A 19,402-nucleotide genomic window follows, 5' to 3' on the forward strand; every position below is an offset into this window, starting at 1 on the left:
TTCACTTCTGCAATGTTTGTCTATCAACGCCGTGATCGTCTAGGAAGACACTGCAGAATATGGAAGGCAAGGCATCATGGCATCAGCATTCGTGATCCGGCTGGCTGCAACAGCAGTCCTGTCGATCGCTCTGGCCGCCTGTTCCCTGCCGCGCGGGGCCGCCCTGCAATCCGAGATTCTCAGAGAGAAGGACAGCGCGCAGGCCCCGTATGAGGTCGTTGCCGTCTCGCGCAACTCTGTCGGCCCGATTTCCAGATGGCCGCAGACCGGCTGGCAGGGCGGGTACAACTGGCCGCGCGCCTCGGGCGGGCCGAAGTCCAGCATCATCCGTCCCTCCGACAAGGTCAGCCTGGTGATCTGGGACAGCCAGGAGAACTCGCTGCTGACCAACGACGCCGAGAAAGTCGTGTCGATGCAGGGGCTGACCGTCTCCTCGACCGGCACGATCTTCGTGCCCTATATCGAAGAGGTGGTCGTCAACGGCCAGACCCCGGATCAGGCCCGCAGTCAGATCCAGGAAAAGCTGAGCGCCATCCTGCCCTCGGCCCAGGTGCAGCTGACCTTTGAACCCGGCAAAGAGAATTCCGTCGACCTGGTCAGCGGCGTCACGCGTCCGGGCACCTACCCGATGCAGGGCCGCAACTTCACCGTCCTCGGCCTGATCTCGCAGGGCGGCGGCATCAGCAGTTCGCTGCGCAACCCGCTGGTGCGCCTGATCCGTGGCGGCCAGACCTTCGAAATCCCCGCCAAGACTCTGCTGTCGGACGCGTCGCGGAATATCGTCCTGCGCGGCGGCGACATGGTCGTGGTGGAAGAGGACGACCGCTTCTTCACCGCCCTCGGCGCGACCGGGAGCGAGGAAATCCTCTATTTCGACCGCGAAAACATCACCGCCCTGGAAGCGATGTCGATGGTTGGCGGCATCAGCGACGGCCGCGCCGATCCCAAGGGCGTGCTGGTCCTGCGGGAATATCCCGCCAAGGCGCTGCGCTACGACGGGACCGGGCCGACCAAGCGCCAGGTGATCTTTACCATCGACCTGACCTCGGCCGACGGGCTGTTCTCGGCGCGCAATCTGCGGATCAATCCGCATGACACCGTGCTTGTGACGGAAAGCCCGCTGACCACCGCGAACACCGTGTTCTCGCTGATCGGGCGCCTTGTCGGCATCAACAACCAGCTCGGCAGCCTCTGATCCCGGACGGGTGCCATCCGCCACAAACATGCGGATGGCGGGCCTGCAGATGCGCCGGGGCCGCGGTTCTCCTAGCCTGACCCTGTCAGGCAGGAGGACAGCGCGATGACCAGGGCCCGCAGCACGATCGACAGCCCCAGGCCGGACTGGCTGGACCAGCTGCGCGAAGAGATCATCGAGCCCGACCTGCCGATCATCGACCCGCATCACCACCTGTGGACCCGCCACGACGGTTACCTGCTCGACGATATCCTGGCCGATGCGGGGGACGGGCATGACGTGGTCGCGACGGTCTTTGTCCAGTGCCGTTACGCCCATCGGACGGACGGCCCCGTGCCGCTGCAGCCTGTCGGCGAAACCGAGGCCGTGCGCGCGATTGCCGAGGCCGGCGAGGCCCGCCCCGGTGCGCCCCGGATCGCCGCCGGCATCGTTGGATTCGCCGATCTCACCCTCGGCGATGCGGTGGACGAGGTGCTGGAGGCCCATATCGCCGCCGCCGGCGGACGGTTCCGCGGCATCCGGCACATCACCGCAAACGAACCCAGTTTCGAAAGCGCCCTGCTGCCGGTCGACCCGGGTATCATGGCCTCGGCCCCGTTCCGCGCGGGCTTTGCCCGGCTGGCGGCGCAGGGTCTCAGCTATGACTCCTGGCTCTATCATCCCCAGATTCCCCAGCTGACCGACCTGGCCCGCGCCTTTCCCGACACCGCCATCGTGCTGGACCATGTCGGCGGACCGCTGGGCATCGGGCGGTTCACGGGGCTGGAGCGCGAGGTGTTCGACAGCTGGAAGCGCGCCCTGACCGACCTGGCCACCTGCCCGAATGTCAGCGTCAAGCTCGGCGGGCTGGGCATGGACATCACCGGCGTCACATGGGCGCGCAACCCGCAGCCGCCCGGCTCGCAAGAGATGGCCGACCGCTTCCGTCCCTATGTGGAAACCGCGATCGAGCTGTTCGGCCCGAGCCGCTGCATGTTCGAAAGCAATTTCCCGGTCGACAAGGTGTCGTCCAGCTACCACGTGCTGTTCAACGCCTTCAAACGCCTCGCCTCGGGCGCCAGCGACGACGAGAAGCGCCTGCTGTTTCACGACACCGCCGCGCGCGTCTACCGCCTGTCCCTCTGATCCGCCGGCTTTAACGCCCCGCTAACAGCTCGCCTGTATACCCGGCCCCGGGTGAGAACAGAGGTGGTGTGGATGAGCGGGCAGTCAAACGCCGCGCCAGTCATCATCAAGCGGAAGAAGATCGTCGCGGGCGGCGGGCACCATGGCGGTGCCTGGAAGGTCGCCTATGCCGATTTCGTGACGGCCATGATGGCCTTCTTCCTGCTGATGTGGCTGCTGAACGCGACGACGGAAAAGCAACGCAAGGGGATTGCGGACTATTTCGCGCCGACCGTGCCGATCAACCGCGTGTCGGGTGGCGGCGACGGCGCATTCTCCGGCGATTCGGTGATGTCGGACATGTCGCTGGCACGAAACGGCACCGGCGCCAGCTCCCTGCACGCCACCGCCCAGAACCGCGCGCGCGGCGAAAGCGGCCTGTCCACGACCGGCGGCGAAGAGGTGATGATGGAGGAAATCCGGCGCGAGGTCGAAGAGGCCCTGCAGGGGCGCGGCGGCGAAAGCTCGGTCATCGACAACCTGCTGGAACACATCGTCACCCGCGTCACGGACGAGGGGCTGGTGATCGACATCTTCGACCTGCCCGGCGATCCGCTGTTTGACGGCCATACCGCCAGGCCCAAGGAATTGCTGAGCGAAATCGCCCGGCTGGTCGCCCGGTCCATCGACTGGATCGCCAACCCCGTGGCGGTGGAGGCGCATGTCGCCGCCCGCCCGGTTGTCCTGCGCGACAACCCGGTGTGGGAGCTGTCCAGCGAAAGGGCCGTGGCCATGCGCGACCTGCTGGTCCGCAAGGGGCTGGCCCGCGACCGCACCGAACGGGTGACCGGCCATGCCGACCGCGAGCCCGTCACCGGCGATCCCATGGCCCTGCGCAACAACCGGCTGGAGATCATCCTGATCCGCCTGCCCCCGCCCTGAGGGCAGGATCAACATCGGATTTTAGCTGTTAGGCGCATATTAAAGCGCAACGCCTTAGGTGTCGCACGACAGATCGTCGATGCAGCAGAAAGGCGTATCCATGACTATTTCTTCTTCCCTCAACGCGGGTGTGGCTGGCCTGTTCACCAATGCCACCAAGCTCGCGACCATTGCGGACAATATCGCGAACTCCTCCACCTACGGCTACAAACGGATGGAGGCCGATTTTCACTCGCTGGTCGTGGGCGGCACCGGGGGCGGCTACAATGCGGGCGGCGTGCGGGCCACCACCCAGCGGCTGATCGACCAGCGCGGCTCCATCGTCAGCACCTCGAATTCCACCGACCTCACCGTGCGCGGCCGTGGCCTGATCCCCGTCGCCGCCGCTTATGAGGTCGAGGGGACGGGAACCTTCAACCAGATGATGCTGACGACCACCGGGTCCTTCCGCACCGATGACGACGGCTACCTGCGCACCGAATCCGGCCTGATGCTTCTGGGCTGGCCCGCGGATTCGGGTGGTGAAATCCCCAGCTATCCGCGTGACACGAGCGAGGGGCTGGAACCCGTCCGGCTGAACGTGAACCTGTTTACGGGCGAACCGACAACGATGGCCGAACTGGGCCTGAACCTCCCCGCGACCGAGACCGAGGCGACCGGCGGCGGCAAGACACAGGACCTTTCGATCGAATATTTCGACAATATCGGCAAGTCCGAGACGCTGGAAATCCAGTTCATCCCGACCGTGCCCGCGACCGGTGTGTCCAACGAATGGACGATGGTCATCACCGATTCCGCCTCGGCCGGCGCGGTGATCGGCGAATACACGATCACCTTCAACGACACGCGCACAGCGGGCGGCACGCTGGCCTCTGTCGCTGTTGGCTCCGCCGGCGGGGCATACGATGCCAGCACGGGCACCGTGATCGTCGACGTCGCGGGCGGGCCGATCGAACTCGACATCGGCATGCTGGGCGAACCCGACGGCCTGAACCAGCTGTCCGACAACTTCGCCCCGGTCTCGATCAGCAAGGACGGATCGCCGGTCGGCAACATGACCTCGGTGGATATCGACGCCAACGGCTTCGTCCATGCCTATTTCGACACCGGGGTCCGGCGCACGATCTACCAGATCCCGCTGGCCGACCTGCCCAATACCAACGGCTTGATCGCGCTCGACTACCAGACCTACCTGCCCTCGCCCGACAGCGGCGCCTATTACCTGTGGGATGCCGGTGACGGGCCCACCGGCGACCTGCTGGCCTTCGCCCGCGAGGAATCGGCCACCGATGTCGCCGCCGAACTTACCGAGATGATCCAGACGCAGCGCGCCTATTCGACCAATGCCAAGGTTTTCCAGACCGTGGACGAAATGCTGCAGGAGACGACGAACATCAAACGCTGACGCACCCCCGGCCCGTGGGCGCAACCCGCCCGCGGGCCCAGAACCGAAAGGCTGATCCATGTCCATTTCCGTCGCATTGTCCAACGCGCTCAGCGGCCTGACAGCTTCGTCCCGCATGGCGTCCATCGTCTCGACCAATGTCGCCAATGCCTTGACCGAGGGCTACGGGCGGCGCGAACTCGCGATCTCGCCCCGGGTTGTCACCGGCGGCGGCGTGGGCATCGACGGGGTGATCCGCCATGTCGATGCGAGCCTGGTGGCCGAACGGCGCGATGCCTCCTCCGAACATGCCGGGGCCGATACCCTGGCCACCTACCGCCAGCAGATCGAAAGCCTGCTCGGCACGCCCGAGGACGGCCATTCCCTGAGCGCCGTCATCACCCGGTTCGAATCCGCGCTGGTGGCTGCGTCCAGCCGCCCCGACCTGCCGGAGCGCCTGACCGGCGTGCTGACCGCAGCCGGCGACGTCGCCGGGGCCTTCGGTGCGATCTCCGACCGCATCCAGGGCCTGCGAGAGGAGGCCGATGCCGAAATCGACGCGACGGTGAACCGGGTCAACGAACTGCTGGCTCAGGTGGTCGATCTGAACGGCGCCGTCACCGATCAACGGAACCGCGGCGGCGATGTCTCGGGCCTGCTCGACCATCGCCAGAAAGTGGTCGACGAACTCTCCGGCATCGTCCCGGTTCGCGAGGTGCCGCGCGGCCACGGGTCCATCGCCCTCTTCACCCCCGGCGGCGCGATCCTTGTCGACGGCACTGCGGCGGACCTGGATTTCACCCGCACAAACGTCATCACCCCGCATCTGACCGCCGATGCCGGCCTGCTTTCGGGTCTGACCCTGAACGGCCGGGAGCTGGACACCACCAGCGGCGGCCCGCTGGATGGCGGGCGCCTGTCCGCCCTCTTCGCGATCCGTGACGATCTGAGCGTCGCCATGCAGTCCGATATCGACGCGGCCGCGCGGGACATGATCGAGCGGTTTCAGCAGTCCGGTCTGGATGCGACCCGCGCCACCGGCGATCCCGGTCTCTTCACCGACAATGGCCTGGCCTTCGACCCGGGCGACGAGCTGGGCATCGCCGCCCGCATCGCGATCAACGCCCTGGTGGACCCGGATCAGGGCGGCGCCACCTGGCGCCTGCGCGACGGCCTCGGGGCCGCGGCCGCGGGCGCGCCCGGCGATGCCTCCCTGCTTCAGGCCATGCAAACGGTCCTTGCCGAACGGCGCACGCCCGGCAGCGGCAGCTTTGGCACCGGCGCGCTGGATGCGGCGGGCATCGCCTCCAGCCTGCTCTCCCTCGCCGGCACGCAGCGCCAGCTTGCCGAACAGACCCTGAGCTTTGCCGCCACCCGCCACGGCGAGGTCGAGGAAAGGTTCCTCGCCGACGGTGTCGACACGGACCAGGAGATGCAGCGCCTCATCCTGATCGAACAGGCCTATGGCGCAAATGCCAAGGTGGTCCAGACCATCGACGAAATGATGAACATGCTGCTGAGGATCTGACCATGACGAGCATCAGTATCGGCGACCTCGCCCAGGGCTACGTGCTGCGACGTCAGAACGCGGACCTGAAAGAACAGATGGGCCTGCTGGTCCGGGAACTGTCCAGCGGCCGCACCGCCGACGTGTCCCGGCACCTGTCGGGCGGCTACGCCTTCCTGGCCGATGTCGAACGCAACCTCGGCATGCTGGAGACCTACGCCGCCGCCGCGTCGGAAGCGGCCCTCTTCACCAACGGGATGCAGGACGCTCTTGAGGTCTTTCAGGCCTTCGCGACGAATCTGGGCTCTTCGGCCTTGTCGAGCGGCGCATCCGCATTGCCCGAGGCCGTGGCGAACACCTCGCACCAGGCCGCGGGCGATTTTACCCGGATGATCTCGGCGCTGAACACAGGCGTGGCCGGCCGGTCCCTCTTCTCCGGGGTCGCGACCGACACGTCGCCCCTCGCCACGGGGCCCGAAATCCTGAACGCGCTGCGAACCGCCGTGACCGGAGAGACAACCGCGGCGGGGGTCCAGGCGGTCCTCGACGACTGGTTCGACACGCCCGGCGGCGGTTTCGACACGATGGCGTACAAGGGGGCATCGCAATCCTTGTCCCCCTTCTCCGTCGCGCGGGGAGAGGCGGTGGACCTTGACCTGCGCGCCGACAACGGCGCCGTCCGCGCCTTGCTGAAACACGCCGCGACGGCCGCGCTGGCTGCGGATTCGTCCCTTGGGCTGGATGTCGGAACCCAGGCAGAGCTGCTCACATCCGCGGGCGAAGGCCTTGCCTTCGGCCAGGCCGGGCTCACGGAAATCCGCGCCGATCTGGGCTATGCCCAGTCCCGCATCGAGGACAGCGAGACCCGCATTTCCTCGGAACGCATCGGGTACCAGATCGCTCAGGCCGACCTGCTGGCCGTCGATCCCTTCGAAACGGCAACCGAGCTGGAAAACGTCCAGTTCCAGCTGGAAAGCCTTTACGCCGTGACGGTGCGCATGTCGCGGCTGTCGCTGGTGGATTTCCTGCGATGATTGTCGCGCTGCTCATCTGCCTCGGGCTCCTGTGGCCAAATGCTGCGGCCGCCTCGCCCATCCGGATCAAGGACCTGGTGGAATTCGACGGGGTCCGCGGCAACGACCTGGTCGGCTACGGGCTGGTCGTCGGCCTGAATGGCACCGGCGACGGGCTGCGCAACGCCCCGTTCACCGAGGATATCATGTCCACCATCCTCGAACGTCTCGGCGTGAACGTGACCGGGGAACAGTTCCGGCCCAAGAATGTCGCGGCCGTCATCGTGACCGGCAGCCTGCCGCCCTTTGTGCGCTCCGGCGCGCAGATCGACGTGACCGTCTCGGCCATCGGCGATGCCAAGAGCCTGTTGGGGGGAACCCTGGTCATGACCCCCCTGAATGCCGCCGATGGCGAGATCTACGCCGTGGCGCAGGGCACGGTGATCGCCGGCGGGGCCGAGGCGACGGGCGATGCCGCTTCGGTGGTTGTCGGGGTCCCGACCGCCGGGGTTATCCCCTCGGGCGCCCGGGTGGAAAAGGAGGTCGACTTCGAACTCGGCTCGCTCAGCACGTTGCGGCTGGCGTTGAGGACGCCGGATTTCACCACCGCCGACCGGATCGAGCGGGCGATCAACCGGTCCTTCGGGCGCCCCGTCGCGCGCATGCTGGATGCCGGAACGGTGCGGCTGGACATTGCCGCCACGCGGATGGGGTCTCCGGCCCACGCGCTGGTCCGGGTCGAGAACCTGTCGGTCGAGCCCGAACAACGGGCCCGCGTGGTGGTGGACCAGCGGTCCGGCACCATCGTGATGGGCGAAGATGTCCGGATCAGCCGGGTGGCGGTGTCACAGGGCAACCTGACCCTGCGCATCCAGGAAGAGCCGCTGGTGATCCAGCCCAACCCGTTTTCCGACGGCCAGACAGTGGTGGTGCCGCGCACCAGTGCCGATGTCCAGCAGGAACCGGGCATCGGCCTGGCCGAAGTCCCGGGCGGCACCTCCCTGTCGGAGGTCATTGCCGGGCTGAACGCGCTTGGCGTCTCTCCGCGCGACATGATCGACATCCTCAAGAGCATCAAGGCAGCCGGGGCCCTGCATGCCGAATTCGTGGTCCGGTAACCTGTCCCTGATGCGGGACAGGCCCGATCCCGAACCGGCCGGGCCGCGACGCTCTGCGTCCTTTGACAGAAATACTGGGGCCGATCCGATGAAATTCCACCTGACCTGCCGACAGGCAATGCGCTAGACTGGTGGTGCAAACGCAGAGTGACGTCAGGAGAACCCGCCACATGGATGCCGAAACCCGCGACGACCGCGCCTATGCCATCAAGGAAGGCTCCATCGGCTGGCTGGTGTTCCAGAACCCGACCAAGCTGAACGCGATCAGCGGCCCGATGGTCGAAGACGCCATTGCCATCGCCCGTGATTTTGCCGCCGATCCCGAAATCCGCACGGTGATCCTGCGCGGTGCCGGGGAAAAGGCCTTCATCTCTGGCGGCGACATCTCGAAATTCGAAAAGACCCGCTTCAGCCCGCAGGGCCAGAAGGAAGGGCGGCGGGCACTGGACATCCTGCGCGCGGAACTGATCGAGATGGACAAGCCCGTGATCGCGATGATCCACGGGTATTGCCTGGGTGGCGGCATGGGGGTCGCGCTCTGTGCAGACATGCGTTTCGGTGCCGAAACCAGCCAGCTGGGCATTCCCGCCGCCCTGCGGGGCGTGGCCTACCCGATTTCGGGGCTGAAGCTGCTGGTCGACCTTGTCGGCCCGTCGATTGCCAAGGACATCATGATATCCGGCCGCCGCCTGAAGGCGGAGGAGGCCCTGCGTGTCGGGTTGCTGAACCGTGTCGTGCCAGCCGATGAACTTGAGGACGTGACCCGGGCCTATGCCCAGACAATCGCGGACAACGCCCCGCTCTCGATCCGCGCATCGAAATTCTTCATCAACCAGCTCGGGCTGGAGGAAGATCAGCGCGACACCGCGCGGATCGAGGACATGGTGATCGCCGCGCGCGACAGCGAGGATTTCAAGGAATCCACCCGCGCCTTCATGGAGAAGCGCAAGCCGGTCTTCAAAGGCCGCTGAGCGGCGCCGCGTTGGCGGGTGGAGCAGACGCCCCGGAACGGTGAACCGCCCGGGGCGCATGCACATGGGGACAGGACAGGCCCTCGGCCGCGCCGGCGGCGTGCTACGGCCCTACAGGCCCGTCGCGTCCAGCGCCAATGCCAGGCCCGTGCGGAATGCCCCGGCGCCCCCTCTCGACGGGTGCCGGATCGCGGTGGCCCGGTGCCCCAGCCGGGCGAGGTGGCGTTCTGCCGTGCGGCCAACAGCCACGATCCGGGCGCCGGGGAACAGGGCGAGGAAGGCAGGCAGATGCCCGGCATGCTCCGCCAGTTCCCTGCGGGTCGGCAAGCGGTTGCTGAGCGGCTCCCCCGCGCGATGCGGATGGAAGGGGAACACGTTCCACAGCACCACGGCCGCGCCGGCCCCGGGCCGTGCGGCGAGGGACTGCCAGACCACCGATGACGTCGGTTCGGCATATCCGCCCAGCTGCGTGGATCGCACCGTGGTATGGGCCGGATCGCTGGTGCGCCGCGCCCGGCGGGGGCCAAGGATCCCGGCGGGCGCAACACGCGGATCGTGCCCCAGAAGCAGGCGCTCGCAGGTCATCGCGATGCCGGTGAACCGCGCGCCCTGATAGCCTGGCGCCTCGGCAATCAGCAGCAGCCGGGCCGAGGTGAGGCGCATGTCGAGATAGGCGGCCAGCTGGCGCGCGCGAACCGCTGCCGGGTCGGGCCCGAGGTCCAGCCCGGCCACGCGCCCGGCATAGGGGTTGACGCAGTCCACCCCCGGATCCGCCGCCCGCAGCCCGGCGACAAAGCGGCGGATGGCGGCGCGGCTCATCCCGGGCGGCCGGGGCGGATCACAGGTTGAAGACCCGGGCGGGGTGCAGCTCTCCGCCGCGATAATCGCCGACGGCCAGGGGTTTGCCGTCGAAACTGGCCCAGCATTCGGCGCCGTAATCCAGCCCGCTGGCGATCACCATCCCGGGGTTGCCGTTGCGCAGCCGGACGGCGCCGGCCTCGGTCGCGCGCACTTCGGGGATGTCGCACAGCCCGGCCTCGACCGGCAGCAGCAGGGCGTCCAGCTCGGGCGTGCGGGCCAGCGCCTCGACCCGGTCCAGCGTCACGCCGGCGGCGGCCTCGAACGGGCCGGACCAGACCCGGCGCAGCGACAGCACATGCCCGTGGCAGCCCAGCTTGTGCCCCAGGTCGCGGGCGATCGAGCGGACATAGCCGCCCTTGCCGCAGACCATTTCCAGCACGGCGTGATCCGCATCGGGCCGGTCCGTCAGCAGCAGGCTCTCAACCCAGAGGGGGCGGGCCTCCAGCGTCACGTCCTCGCCGCCCCGGGCCAGGGCATAGGCGCGTTCGCCGTCGACCTTCACCGCCGAGAACTTGGGCGGCACCTGCATCACCTCGCCCACGAAACCGTGCAGCGCCTCGGCGATCCCGGCGTCGGAGGGGCGCAGACCGCTCTCGGCGATCACCTCGCCCTCGGCATCGTCGGTGTTGGTCGCCTGGCCCAGCCGGACGGTGAACTCATAGGCCTTCAGCGCGTCGGTGATGTAGGGCACGGTCTTCGTCGCCTCGCCCAGGGCCACGGCCAGCACGCCGGTCGCCGCCGGGTCGAGCGTGCCCGCATGCCCCGCCTTGTTGGCGTTCAGCGCCCATTTCACCTTGTTCACCACGGCAGTCGAGGTCGGCCCGGCCGGCTTGTCGATGACCAGCCACCCCGAAATGTCGCGACCCTTCTTCTTGCGTGCCATGGGATCCTCCGTCTGACGAAGCCGGGGAGGTAGCGAATGCCGGCGCCTGCGTCAATGCGCAGCTCAGACCCGGCGCCAGACCGCCAGCACAGCCCCCGCCAGCACCAGCGCCACGCCCAGCAGGTTGATCCAGTTCACCGGCCGCGCCGCCAGGCCAAAGGCGCCGAGCCGGTCCCAGAGCATCCCGCCCGCCATCTGCCCGGCGACCAGCAGGACAAGGTAGCCCGCCGCGCCCAGCCGGGGCACCGCCTGGATCGAGACAAGGATCACGCAGACGCCGATCAGCCCCCCGGGCCAGACCCAGGCGGGCAGCTCGGCCAGGGCCTGCGCGCGGGGCACCGGGCCGCGCCAGGCGACCAGCAGGGCCAGCGCGGCGGTCGCGATGGAAAACGCCAGCAGCGTCGCGGGCAGCGCGCCGCCAAGCCCCGCCGCCGTGCGGGCGTAGATCGGCCCCTGCGCCGCGATCATCAGGCCGGCGAGGAAGGACAGCACCATCAGCCCGCCCGCCATGTCAGAGCATCCGGTACATGTAGGTCGTCGCCTCCAGCCGGTCCTCCAGCGGGGCGCGCGAGAACTGCGGGATGCTGCCCGCCACCTCGAACCCGGCGGCGGCATAAAGGCCCTGCGCGGCGCTGCCCGTGGTGGTGTCCAGGGTGATCAGCGTCTTGCCCGCGTCGCGCGCGCCCTGCAGCAGCCGCATCAGCAGCAGGCGGGCCAGACCCCGGCGGCGGGCCTCGGGGTGGACCAGCATCTTGGTCACCTCGGCCCGGTGGGTCTGGTTCGGCGGCGTGTCCCAGTCGAGCATCACGCAGCCCAGGATCCTGTCGCCCTCGCGCGCGACCCAGAGCCGGCGCTTGCCGCCCTGCATCGCCCCGGCCACCTTGCCGGTCCAGAAGGCGCGGGCCTCTTCCACCGGGAAGGGCAGGATGAAATTCACGCTGGCCCCGGCATGGACGCAGGCATGCAGCACCCCGGTCAGGCCGGGCACTGCGGCGTCATAGTCCCGGGGCAGGATCTCGACAACGGGATCGCGGGTCATCTCCATCCGTCACACCATGAACAGCAGGTAGAGCGCGCCCTCGGGCCCGCCGCGAAAGGCCGTCGGCCCGTCCAGCACGTAACGCAGGCAATCGCCGGGGCGCAGGCTGTGGGTGGTGGCGCCGATCTCCATCTCCAGCGCGCCCTCGCGCAGGATCAGATGATGCTCCAGCCCCATGACCGGGGGCGCCGCATAGCGGATCACGGTGTCGGGCGGCAGATGCCCCTCGATCACCTCGCCCGACAGCCAGGCGGCAGGGGGTGAGACGGCGCGGCGGCGGAATCCGGTGGCCGGGTCGATCCAGTCCTCCTGCGCGGCAAGGGGCACCAGCGGGGCGGGCGCCCCCTCGATCATGCGCATCAGGCGCGACATCGGCAGGCCGTAGGCGGCGCAGAGCTTGCCCAGCACCTCGGCCGTGGGGCTGACCTCGCCGTTTTCCAGCCGCGAGAGCGTGCCCCGGCTGACCCCGCTCAGAGCGGTGAGCTGATCGAGCGAATGCCCCCGCTCGCGCCTGAGCGCGCGCAGCCGTTCGGCAAGGCGGGTCGTGAGGGTGTCCATGCGGCGCTTTCCAGATCAGGGAATCATTCCCACATCCGGGATAGCGCCCGATGCCACCCGGGATCAAGCGCAATCGCGCCGGTCCTCAGCCGCAGGTCACCTTGACGATCACATCCTCATCGTTCAGCTCGACGTTCAGCCGATCGGACCTGTAATCCATTGTCACGACCATGCCGGGCCGCACGACCCGCACCGCCTTGGTCTCGGGCGGGATCAGCGAGGCGTCGAAGGCCTTGCCCACGATGCCCTGCAGATCCTCGGCCCCGCAGGACGGCGCGTCGCCCTCGACGGTCCCGGCGGTCTTTTCTTCCTCGATGCAGCCCGACAGCGACACCAGGGCGGCAAGCGTCACGAATGCCAATCTCATCTGCTCTTCCTCCTTGAGCTCTCCGGCTCTGGCGCAGGTTCACCGGCGGCGCGGGAAAGGCAAGTCACGGCCTTGTGGCGGTTGCAAATGGGTGCGCTTTCGCCCACGGTCGGCGGTAACACGCCAAAGGGAGAGCACCGATGCGAACAAGGGCCGCCGTCGCCACTCAGGCCGGAAAACCGCTTGAAATCATGGAAGTAAACCTTGAAGGCCCGCGCGCCGGAGAGGTCCTGGTGGAGGTCAAGGCCACCGGCATCTGCCATACCGACGAATTCACCCTGTCAGGCGCCGACCCCGAGGGGCTGTTCCCCGCGATCCTGGGCCACGAGGGCGCGGGTGTCGTGCTGGAGGTCGGCGAGGGCGTGACCAGCGTGAAGCCGGGCGATCACGTGATTCCGCTCTACACCCCGGAATGTCGCGAGTGCTATTCCTGCACCTCGGGCAAGACCAACCTCTGCACCTCGATCCGGGCGACGCAGGGCCAGGGCCTGATGCCCGACGGCTCGTCGCGGTTCACCACGCTGGATGGCGACCCGATCCTGCATTACATGGGCTGCTCGACCTTCTCGAACCACACGGTCCTGCCGGAAATCGCGCTGGCCAAGGTGCGCGAGGACGCCCCCTTCGACAAGATCTGCTACATCGGCTGCGGCGTCACCACGGGCATCGGCGCCGTGATCAACACCGCCAAGGTGGAAGAGGGCGCCACGGCCGTCGTCTTCGGCCTGGGCGGCATCGGGCTGAACGTGATCCAGGGCCTGCGGCTGGCGGGCGCGGACATGATCATCGGGGTCGACCTGAACAATTCGAAAAAGGAATGGGGCGAGAAGTTCGGGATGACCCACTTCGTGAACCCCAAGGAGATCGGCGAGGATATCGTCCCCTATATCGTCAACCTGACCAAGCGCCGGGGCGATCTGATCGGCGGGGCGGATTACACCTTTGACTGCACCGGCAATGTGACGGTGATGCGCCAGGCGCTGGAATGCGCCCACCGGGGCTGGGGCGAGTCGGTCATCATCGGCGTGGCGCCCGCCGGGGCCGAGATCGCGACGCGGCCCTTCCAGCTGGTCACCGGGCGGGTCTGGAAAGGCACCGCCTTCGGCGGCGCGCGCGGGCGCACCGACGTGCCCAAGATCGTCGACTGGTACATGGACGGCAAGATCGAGATCGACCCGATGATCACCCACACCATGCCGCTGGACGACATCAACAAGGGCTTCGACCTGATGCATGCGGGCGAGTCGATCCGCTCGGTCGTGCTGTACTGAGGCCGCCGCCATGCCCGCGCCCGTCTCCGACACCTCGGCGATGATCGCGGGCATGGACCCGGTGCTGGAACCGGGCACCTGGGTCTTTGCCACCTCCGAGGATCCGGCCCTGGCCGCGCAGGCCGTCGCGCTCTACCGCGAGGCCGAGGGAACATCGCTGATCCTGCCGCTGGAGGTGGCGCAGGCGGCGGGTTTCGACACATCGGCCCCGATGCGCTGCATCACGCTGCGGGTGAATTCCTCGCTTCTGGGGGTCGGGCTGACGGCTGCCGTGGCGGGTGTTCTGGCCGCGGCCGGACTGCCCTGCAACATGGTCGCCGGGCTGCGTCACGATCACGCCTATGTCCCCGCCGGGCAGGCGGAAACCGCGCTGGCCCTGCTGCGCGAGCGCGCCACGCGCGAGGCCGGTTGAGCGCGACAGAGGAACCGTGCCGCCAGCGTGGTCGCCTTTCTGAACGGCGGGCTTCCGCATGCCCTCCGACCTGCCCGACCCATCGCGACGGACCATGCAGACCCGCCACCCCGCCACGCGCGGCCGGTCACGATGGCCGCCGCCGGGCTGATCCCCGTGCCGCGGTGTGGCGGTTGACGCCCCCGGCCCCGCAGATGCCCGGGGGCCGCGCCACTGGGCAAGACCAACCGGCCCGGCATCCTGCGCCGGCTGTGCGACGGGCAGGGCCATCGCGCGCCCGGCACCCTCTCGGATTCGCCGGGCCGCTCGCTGGTCTTGGCGGGCGGCGCCCTGCTTGCCGCGCGCCTGCCGGACGAGATTGCGGGCCGGAGCGGTTGCGGTGACGCGGCGTCCCCGCCCGCCCTGGCGACGCCCCGCCCCCGGCATCCGACTGAAAACCAACGCAGATTTCGCCGCATCGCCGCATAGATGCGAATGATCCTCAATTACACTGCAAAATCATGGGGTTGCGCCCCATGTCCCGGCGCTGCTATGGCGCAGGCCCACCACCGCCGGAGCGCGCGCCATGTCCCCCACCTTCAAACTGGCCATCGGCAGCCTGATCGTCGGCGCGGTGGTGCTGGCGCTCAAGACACTGGCCTGGTGGCTGACCGGGTCGGTCGCGCTGCTGTCGGATGCGCTGGAAAGCACGGTGAACGTGGCCACGGCGCTGGCCGCCCTGGTCGCGGTGCGGATTGCCGAACTGCCCGCCGATGCGAACCATCCCTATGGCCACCACAAGGCGGAATTCTTCTCGGCCGTGCTGGAGGGGGTGCTGATCATCGTCGCCGCCCTGCTGATCCTGCACGAGGCATGGAACGGTTTCCAGTCGGCCCGGGTGCTGGACGCGCCGCTGGACGGGTTGGCGGTAAATGCCGTGGCCAGCGTGATCAACGCGATCTGGTGCAGCCGGCTGCTGACCCGCGGCCGGGCGCTCAGATCGCCCGCGCTGGTGGCCGACGGGCAGCATATCCTGGCCGATGTGGTGACCTCGGTCGGGGTGACCATCGGCGTGCTGCTGGCGATTGTCACCGGCGCCTGGTGGCTCGACCCGCTGATGGCAGCGCTGGTGGCGGTCAACATCCTGTGGTCCGGCTGGAAGGTGATGACGCAATCGCTGTCGGGCCTGCTGGACGAGGCGGTCCCGGACGAGACTCTGCGCAGGATCCGCGAGGCGATCTCGGCCAATGCCGATGGCGCGATCGAGGCGCATGACCTGCGCACCCGCCACGCCGGGCCGCGCACCTTCATCGACTTTCACCTGATCGTTCCGGGCGAGATGACGGTGCTGGACAGCCACAAGGTCTGCGACCGGGTCGAGGCCGCGCTGCGCGACCTGCTGCCGGATGCCAATGTCACGATCCATGTCGAGCCCGAGCACAAGGCCAAGCATTCCGGCATCGTCGTCGTCGAATAGCCCGGGCGCTATCGGCTTGCACCGCCTGCGCCACATCGTCCGTTGCACCCCCGCACCGAGGGGTCCCGGCGCAAGGCCGGGACACCACGGGTTGCGCCATCCCGTGCAGCCGTTCCAGCGCCCCCGGCACATCGTCCACCAGGTGCAGCAGATCGAAGGCCAGCACCGCGTCAAAGGGCCCGTCCTGACCCGCCTCCAGCGGCGCATGGCGGAAGGCGACAGTCGTGATGCCCTGCTCCGCCGCGCCCGGACCTCGCGGCGCATCGGCTGGTTTTCTACACCGATGCCGACGGCATGCTCGACGCGACCTGAACACCGTGCCGCGTTTCCGCCGCGTCTTCGACCGGCTGGCCGAGGCGCGTGCCACCTGATCCGGGCCTGCACGAGAGCACTTTGAATCCCGCGCCATCCGCGTTAGGTGGGGCGCAGCCAAGGAGGCCCGAATGCCCGACGTCCGCCCGCTCTACGCCGTGTTGATCGACGCCGACAACATCCCCGCCCGCCATGCCGCCGCGATCCTGAAAGAGATCACCTCTTTCGGCGAACCGGCCCTGCGGCGGGTCTATGGCGACTGGTCGGCGGAACGGCTCAGGCCCTGGGGCGAACAGACCCGCTCGCTGGGCCTTGTCGCGCATCAGGAGACAGCCAACACCAAGGGCAAGAACGCCAGCGACATCGGCCTGGTGATCGACGCGATGGACATCCTGCACACCGGGCGGTTCCACGGCTTCGTGCTGGTCTCCTCCGACAGTGATTTCACCGCGCTGGCGAACCGCATCCGCGAGCAGGGGCTCGACGTGATCGGCATCGGCGAGGCCAAGGCCCCCGAAAGCCTGCGCAATGTCTGCAACCGCTTCATCCTGATCGAGAACATCACCGACGAGCCGGAAAGCTCGCGCGGCGGGGCCAAGCCCGCCGGCAAGATGAAACCGACCGAGGCCGTGCCCCTGATCCTGCGCGCGATGGACAAGATCGAGACCGAGGACGAATGGTATCCCCTCGGCCAGGTCGGCCAGTACGTCACCGCCGAGAACCCGGATTTCGACACCCGCTCCTATGGCAAGCGCAAGCTGTCCGATCTGGTGCAGGAGCTGAAGCTGTTCGAGACAAAGCGCGGCGCGGGCAATCAGATGATGATCCGTCGGCTGGACTGAGGCCCCGTCTCAGCCCTCCTTGCCATAGCGCGCCAGGAAGGTCTCGACCGCCTCGTCGGCGAAATACTCGACCTCTTCGCGGGTGTAGCTGCTGCGGATGCCAAAAATCCGCTCGACAAAGATGCGCGACTTGCACAGCTCGGCGAACTGGTCGGCGGCCAGCTCGACATCCTTGATCACCAGCTCGCCCCGCGCCACGGCCACGGTCAGGTAGTCGCACAGCCGCCCCCGGGCCAGCATCGGGCCGCTGCGATAGAATTCCTGCGCCAGTTCCGGGAACCGTTCGCTTTCGGCCACGCAGATACGAAAGACGTTCATCGACAGGTCGGTGTTCATGAATTCCAGCATCTTGCGGGCCGCGATGCCCAGCAGTTTGCGCGGCGCGCAGTTCAGCTGGACCAGCTCCATCGCCTCGTCGGCCTGGCGCAGGCATTCGCCCTTGGCCACTTCAAGGAACAGCAGGCGCTTGTCGGGGAAATAGCTGTAGAGCGTCGCCTTGGACACGCCGGCCACCCGCGCGATATCGTCGACGCTGGCGCCTTCGAATCCTTCGGACAGAAAGACCTCGCGGGCGCCTTCCAGCACCTGGTCGAACTTGCGTCCCTTGCGAATGACGGCCTCTGTGGCACCCATGATTGACCCCGCTTTCACCGGACAAACTATAAACCGATCAGTTTAGTTCCCACAAGCGACGTCATGTCGACTTGTATACGGATTTTGGAATTCATATTCCCGTGGCAGGGTTCACCGGCAACGGGCGGAGGATGTATGCGCTTCGGATTGTCACGCAAGAGGTTCTCGGATCTCTCCGAGCAGGAGGTGCTGGCGCTGGCCATCTCCTCCGAGGAAGACGACGCCCGCATCTACCGCAGCTATGCCGAGAAACTGCGCGGCGAATTTCCCGACACGGCCCGCATCTTCGACGGCATGGCCGAGGAGGAGGACGAGCACCGCCGCCGCCTGATCGACCTGCACGCCCGCCGCTTCGGCACGGTCATCCCGCTGATCCGGCGCGAGCATGTGGCGGGCTATTACGCCCGCCGCCCGGTCTGGCTGGTCGAGAACATGAGTCTCGACCGCATCCGCGCCGAGGCCGAAGCGATGGAACGCGAGGCCGAACATTTCTACCTGGCCGCCGCCGGCCGCAGCTCCGACGCCGCCACCCGCAAGCTGCTCGGCGATCTCGCCGCGGCCGAGGCCGGTCACAAGGACCACGCCGGCCATCTGGCCGAGGCGCATCTGGACAGCGACAGCCGCGCGGCCGAGGATCGCAGCGCGCAGCGCCGGTTCCTGCTGACCTGGGTGCAGCCGGGGCTGGCGGGGCTGATGGACGGCTCGGTCTCGACCCTGGCGCCGATCTTTGCCACCGCCTTCGCCACGCAGAACACCTGGACGACTTTCCTGGTCGGCCTCGCCGCCTCGGTCGGCGCCGGCATCTCGATGGGCTTCACCGAGGCCGCCTCGGATGACGGCGAGCTCTCGGGCCGCGGCTCGCCGGTCAAACGCGGCATCTCCGCCGGGGTGATGACGACGCTTGGCGGGCTGGGCCATGCCCTGCCCTACCTGATCCCGCATTTCTGGACGGCGACGATCACCGCCTTCGTGGTGGTTTTCCTCGAACTCTGGGCCATCGCCTGGATCCAGAACCGCTTCATGGACACGCCCTTCTTCCGCGCCGCCTTCCAGGTCGTGCTCGGCGGCGCCCTCGTCTTCGCCGCGGGCGTGCTCATCGGCTCGGGTTGACGGCAGGGCCGGACCCGGCGCGCACCCCGGTTGCGCCGCCCCTCCGGCCCCCGATTCCGCACCCGCCCCGACCCTGCATCGGAACAGCGCGCCCCGCTCTCACGGACCGTCCCGCCCGACGGCCCCCGCTGCCATCCTGCGCAAGCCGCCCGGCCTCGACCACCAAACCGCCACGCCTCGCACTCCCGCCACCTCGCAGGCACAGCCGACCGTCACCCGCGCCCCGCCCGGCCCTCATCTCGTCAGAAATCCTCTCGGGGGACCGCAACGCCCCGCAATCCCGCCGCCGGCACAAGGCCGCCCCGCAGGCACAGCCATCTGTCACCCGCGCCCCGCCCGGTCTTCATCTCGTCAAAAATACTCTCGGGGGGAATTGCGCCGCAGGCGCAAGGGGGGCGGACAGCCCCCGGCCCCGGCGCAGGGC

General features: G+C 68.1%; 20 protein-coding genes. 13 read left to right on the plus strand and 7 right to left on the minus strand.

All coding sequences use genetic code 11. From position 1 onward, the window contains the following. The first annotated feature begins 76 nt into the window (after positions 1 to 76). The 8 genes from GLS40_RS00730 to GLS40_RS00765 all read left to right on the plus strand — a co-directional run bounded on the left by GLS40_RS00730 (position 77) and on the right by GLS40_RS00765 (position 9,234). The gene (locus GLS40_RS00730; RefSeq protein WP_160380687.1) at positions 77 to 1,195 is read left to right on the plus strand and encodes a polysaccharide biosynthesis/export family protein; all 1,119 of its coding nucleotides are present in this window, start codon (positions 77 to 79) and stop codon (positions 1,193 to 1,195) included. A gap of 105 nt (positions 1,196 to 1,300) precedes the next feature. Then, positions 1,301 to 2,320 carry an amidohydrolase family protein gene (locus GLS40_RS00735; protein WP_160380688.1) on the plus strand — a complete coding sequence of 340 codons (1,020 nt, stop codon included), beginning with the start codon at positions 1,301 to 1,303 and terminating at the stop codon, positions 2,318 to 2,320. Positions 2,321 to 2,392: 72 nt separating this feature from the next. Further along, positions 2,393 to 3,241: a flagellar motor protein MotB gene (locus GLS40_RS00740; protein ID WP_160380689.1), complete on the plus strand. Its 849-nt coding sequence runs from the start codon at positions 2,393 to 2,395 to the stop codon at positions 3,239 to 3,241. A gap of 100 nt (positions 3,242 to 3,341) precedes the next feature. Beyond that, entirely contained in the window at positions 3,342 to 4,646 is a 1,305-nt protein-coding gene (locus tag GLS40_RS00745) for a flagellar hook protein FlgE (RefSeq protein WP_235905733.1), read from the plus strand. Between the two features lie 58 nt (positions 4,647 to 4,704). After that, entirely contained in the window at positions 4,705 to 6,153 is a 1,449-nt protein-coding gene (gene flgK / locus GLS40_RS00750; protein WP_160380690.1) for a flagellar hook-associated protein FlgK, read from the plus strand. Between the two features lie 2 nt (positions 6,154 to 6,155). Next, complete coding sequence (locus tag GLS40_RS00755; protein ID WP_160380691.1) at positions 6,156 to 7,166, plus strand: flagellin; 1,011 nt, start codon at positions 6,156 to 6,158, stop codon at positions 7,164 to 7,166. Beyond that, entirely contained in the window at positions 7,163 to 8,263 is a 1,101-nt protein-coding gene (locus tag GLS40_RS00760) for a flagellar basal body P-ring protein FlgI (RefSeq protein ID WP_160380692.1), read from the plus strand. Before GLS40_RS00755 ends, GLS40_RS00760 begins: the two co-directional genes overlap by 4 nt. 170 nt (positions 8,264 to 8,433) lie before the next feature. Then, the gene (locus GLS40_RS00765) at positions 8,434 to 9,234 is read left to right on the plus strand and encodes an enoyl-CoA hydratase (RefSeq protein WP_160380693.1); all 801 of its coding nucleotides are present in this window, start codon (positions 8,434 to 8,436) and stop codon (positions 9,232 to 9,234) included. 111 nt (positions 9,235 to 9,345) lie between these two features. Here the strand turns inward: GLS40_RS00765 and GLS40_RS00770 are convergent, their stop codons facing one another. The 6 genes from GLS40_RS00770 to GLS40_RS00795 form a co-directional block, all read right to left on the minus strand. Then, entirely contained in the window at positions 9,346 to 10,053 is a 708-nt protein-coding gene (locus GLS40_RS00770; protein ID WP_160380694.1) for a uracil-DNA glycosylase, read from the minus strand. Between the two features lie 19 nt (positions 10,054 to 10,072). Continuing rightward, positions 10,073 to 10,978 carry a tRNA pseudouridine(55) synthase TruB gene (gene truB / locus GLS40_RS00775; RefSeq protein ID WP_160380695.1) on the minus strand — a complete coding sequence of 302 codons (906 nt, stop codon included), beginning with the start codon at positions 10,976 to 10,978 and terminating at the stop codon, positions 10,073 to 10,075. A 63-nt stretch (positions 10,979 to 11,041) separates the two neighbouring features. Beyond that, a complete protein-coding gene (locus GLS40_RS00780) occupies positions 11,042 to 11,488 on the minus strand; it encodes a DMT family transporter (protein WP_160380696.1) in 447 nt (148 codons plus the stop codon). 1 nt (position 11,489) lies between these two features. Then, positions 11,490 to 12,017: a GNAT family N-acetyltransferase gene (locus GLS40_RS00785; protein WP_160380697.1), complete on the minus strand. Its 528-nt coding sequence runs from the start codon at positions 12,015 to 12,017 to the stop codon at positions 11,490 to 11,492. 9 nt (positions 12,018 to 12,026) lie between these two features. Continuing rightward, positions 12,027 to 12,575, minus strand: coding sequence for an XRE family transcriptional regulator (locus GLS40_RS00790; RefSeq protein ID WP_160380698.1), 549 nt, complete (start codon positions 12,573 to 12,575; stop codon positions 12,027 to 12,029). Between the two features lie 85 nt (positions 12,576 to 12,660). Further along, complete coding sequence (locus tag GLS40_RS00795) at positions 12,661 to 12,942, minus strand: I78 family peptidase inhibitor (RefSeq protein WP_160380699.1); 282 nt, start codon at positions 12,940 to 12,942, stop codon at positions 12,661 to 12,663. A gap of 140 nt (positions 12,943 to 13,082) precedes the next feature. Here GLS40_RS00795 and GLS40_RS00800 point away from each other — a divergent pair, with 140 nt between their 5' ends. The 4 genes from GLS40_RS00800 to GLS40_RS00815 all read left to right on the plus strand — a co-directional run bounded on the left by GLS40_RS00800 (position 13,083) and on the right by GLS40_RS00815 (position 17,235). Next, positions 13,083 to 14,213 (plus strand): S-(hydroxymethyl)glutathione dehydrogenase/class III alcohol dehydrogenase, encoded by a 1,131-nt coding sequence (locus GLS40_RS00800; RefSeq protein WP_160380700.1) that lies wholly within the window; start codon positions 13,083 to 13,085, stop codon positions 14,211 to 14,213. Between the two features lie 10 nt (positions 14,214 to 14,223). Then, on the plus strand, positions 14,224 to 14,625 hold the full coding sequence (locus tag GLS40_RS00805; RefSeq protein WP_160380701.1) for an ACT domain-containing protein: 402 nt from the start codon (positions 14,224 to 14,226) through the stop codon (positions 14,623 to 14,625). A gap of 565 nt (positions 14,626 to 15,190) precedes the next feature. Further along, positions 15,191 to 16,081, plus strand: a complete 891-nt coding sequence (locus GLS40_RS00810; protein ID WP_160380702.1) for a cation diffusion facilitator family transporter — start codon at positions 15,191 to 15,193, stop codon at positions 16,079 to 16,081. Between the two features lie 443 nt (positions 16,082 to 16,524). Further along, positions 16,525 to 17,235, plus strand: a complete 711-nt coding sequence (locus tag GLS40_RS00815; RefSeq protein ID WP_160380703.1) for an NYN domain-containing protein — start codon at positions 16,525 to 16,527, stop codon at positions 17,233 to 17,235. Between the two features lie 9 nt (positions 17,236 to 17,244). Here GLS40_RS00815 and GLS40_RS00820 read toward each other — a convergent pair whose 3' ends face one another. Beyond that, positions 17,245 to 17,868 (minus strand): TetR/AcrR family transcriptional regulator, encoded by a 624-nt coding sequence (locus GLS40_RS00820; protein ID WP_160380704.1) that lies wholly within the window; start codon positions 17,866 to 17,868, stop codon positions 17,245 to 17,247. Between the two features lie 135 nt (positions 17,869 to 18,003). Between GLS40_RS00820 and mbfA the strand changes: the two genes are divergently transcribed. Continuing rightward, on the plus strand, positions 18,004 to 18,978 hold the full coding sequence (gene mbfA, locus GLS40_RS00825; RefSeq protein ID WP_160380705.1) for an iron exporter MbfA: 975 nt from the start codon (positions 18,004 to 18,006) through the stop codon (positions 18,976 to 18,978). The last annotated feature ends 424 nt before the right edge of the window (positions 18,979 to 19,402 follow it).

The sequence above is a fragment of the Pseudooceanicola pacificus genome, assembly GCF_009789075.1.
Classification (GTDB): Bacteria; Pseudomonadota; Alphaproteobacteria; order Rhodobacterales; family Rhodobacteraceae; genus Pseudooceanicola; species Pseudooceanicola pacificus.

Coding starts and splice junctions, on each gene's coding strand:
- GLS40_RS00730 (WP_160380687.1), top strand. CDS start 77: ATGGCATCAGCATTCGTGATCCGGCTGGCTGCAACAGCAGTCCTGTCG.
- GLS40_RS00735 (WP_160380688.1), top strand. CDS start 1,301: ATGACCAGGGCCCGCAGCACGATCGACAGCCCCAGGCCGGACTGGCTG.
- GLS40_RS00740 (WP_160380689.1), top strand. CDS start 2,393: ATGAGCGGGCAGTCAAACGCCGCGCCAGTCATCATCAAGCGGAAGAAG.
- GLS40_RS00745 (WP_235905733.1), top strand. CDS start 3,342: ATGACTATTTCTTCTTCCCTCAACGCGGGTGTGGCTGGCCTGTTCACC.
- flgK (WP_160380690.1), top strand. CDS start 4,705: ATGTCCATTTCCGTCGCATTGTCCAACGCGCTCAGCGGCCTGACAGCT.
- GLS40_RS00755 (WP_160380691.1), top strand. CDS start 6,156: ATGACGAGCATCAGTATCGGCGACCTCGCCCAGGGCTACGTGCTGCGA.
- GLS40_RS00760 (WP_160380692.1), top strand. CDS start 7,163: ATGATTGTCGCGCTGCTCATCTGCCTCGGGCTCCTGTGGCCAAATGCT.
- GLS40_RS00765 (WP_160380693.1), top strand. CDS start 8,434: ATGGATGCCGAAACCCGCGACGACCGCGCCTATGCCATCAAGGAAGGC.
- GLS40_RS00770 (WP_160380694.1), bottom strand. CDS start 10,053: ATGAGCCGCGCCGCCATCCGCCGCTTTGTCGCCGGGCTGCGGGCGGCG.
- truB (WP_160380695.1), bottom strand. CDS start 10,978: ATGGCACGCAAGAAGAAGGGTCGCGACATTTCGGGGTGGCTGGTCATC.
- GLS40_RS00780 (WP_160380696.1), bottom strand. CDS start 11,488: ATGGCGGGCGGGCTGATGGTGCTGTCCTTCCTCGCCGGCCTGATGATC.
- GLS40_RS00785 (WP_160380697.1), bottom strand. CDS start 12,017: ATGACCCGCGATCCCGTTGTCGAGATCCTGCCCCGGGACTATGACGCC.
- GLS40_RS00790 (WP_160380698.1), bottom strand. CDS start 12,575: ATGGACACCCTCACGACCCGCCTTGCCGAACGGCTGCGCGCGCTCAGG.
- GLS40_RS00795 (WP_160380699.1), bottom strand. CDS start 12,942: ATGAGATTGGCATTCGTGACGCTTGCCGCCCTGGTGTCGCTGTCGGGC.
- GLS40_RS00800 (WP_160380700.1), top strand. CDS start 13,083: ATGCGAACAAGGGCCGCCGTCGCCACTCAGGCCGGAAAACCGCTTGAA.
- GLS40_RS00805 (WP_160380701.1), top strand. CDS start 14,224: ATGCCCGCGCCCGTCTCCGACACCTCGGCGATGATCGCGGGCATGGAC.
- GLS40_RS00810 (WP_160380702.1), top strand. CDS start 15,191: ATGTCCCCCACCTTCAAACTGGCCATCGGCAGCCTGATCGTCGGCGCG.
- GLS40_RS00815 (WP_160380703.1), top strand. CDS start 16,525: ATGCCCGACGTCCGCCCGCTCTACGCCGTGTTGATCGACGCCGACAAC.
- GLS40_RS00820 (WP_160380704.1), bottom strand. CDS start 17,868: ATGGGTGCCACAGAGGCCGTCATTCGCAAGGGACGCAAGTTCGACCAG.
- mbfA (WP_160380705.1), top strand. CDS start 18,004: ATGCGCTTCGGATTGTCACGCAAGAGGTTCTCGGATCTCTCCGAGCAG.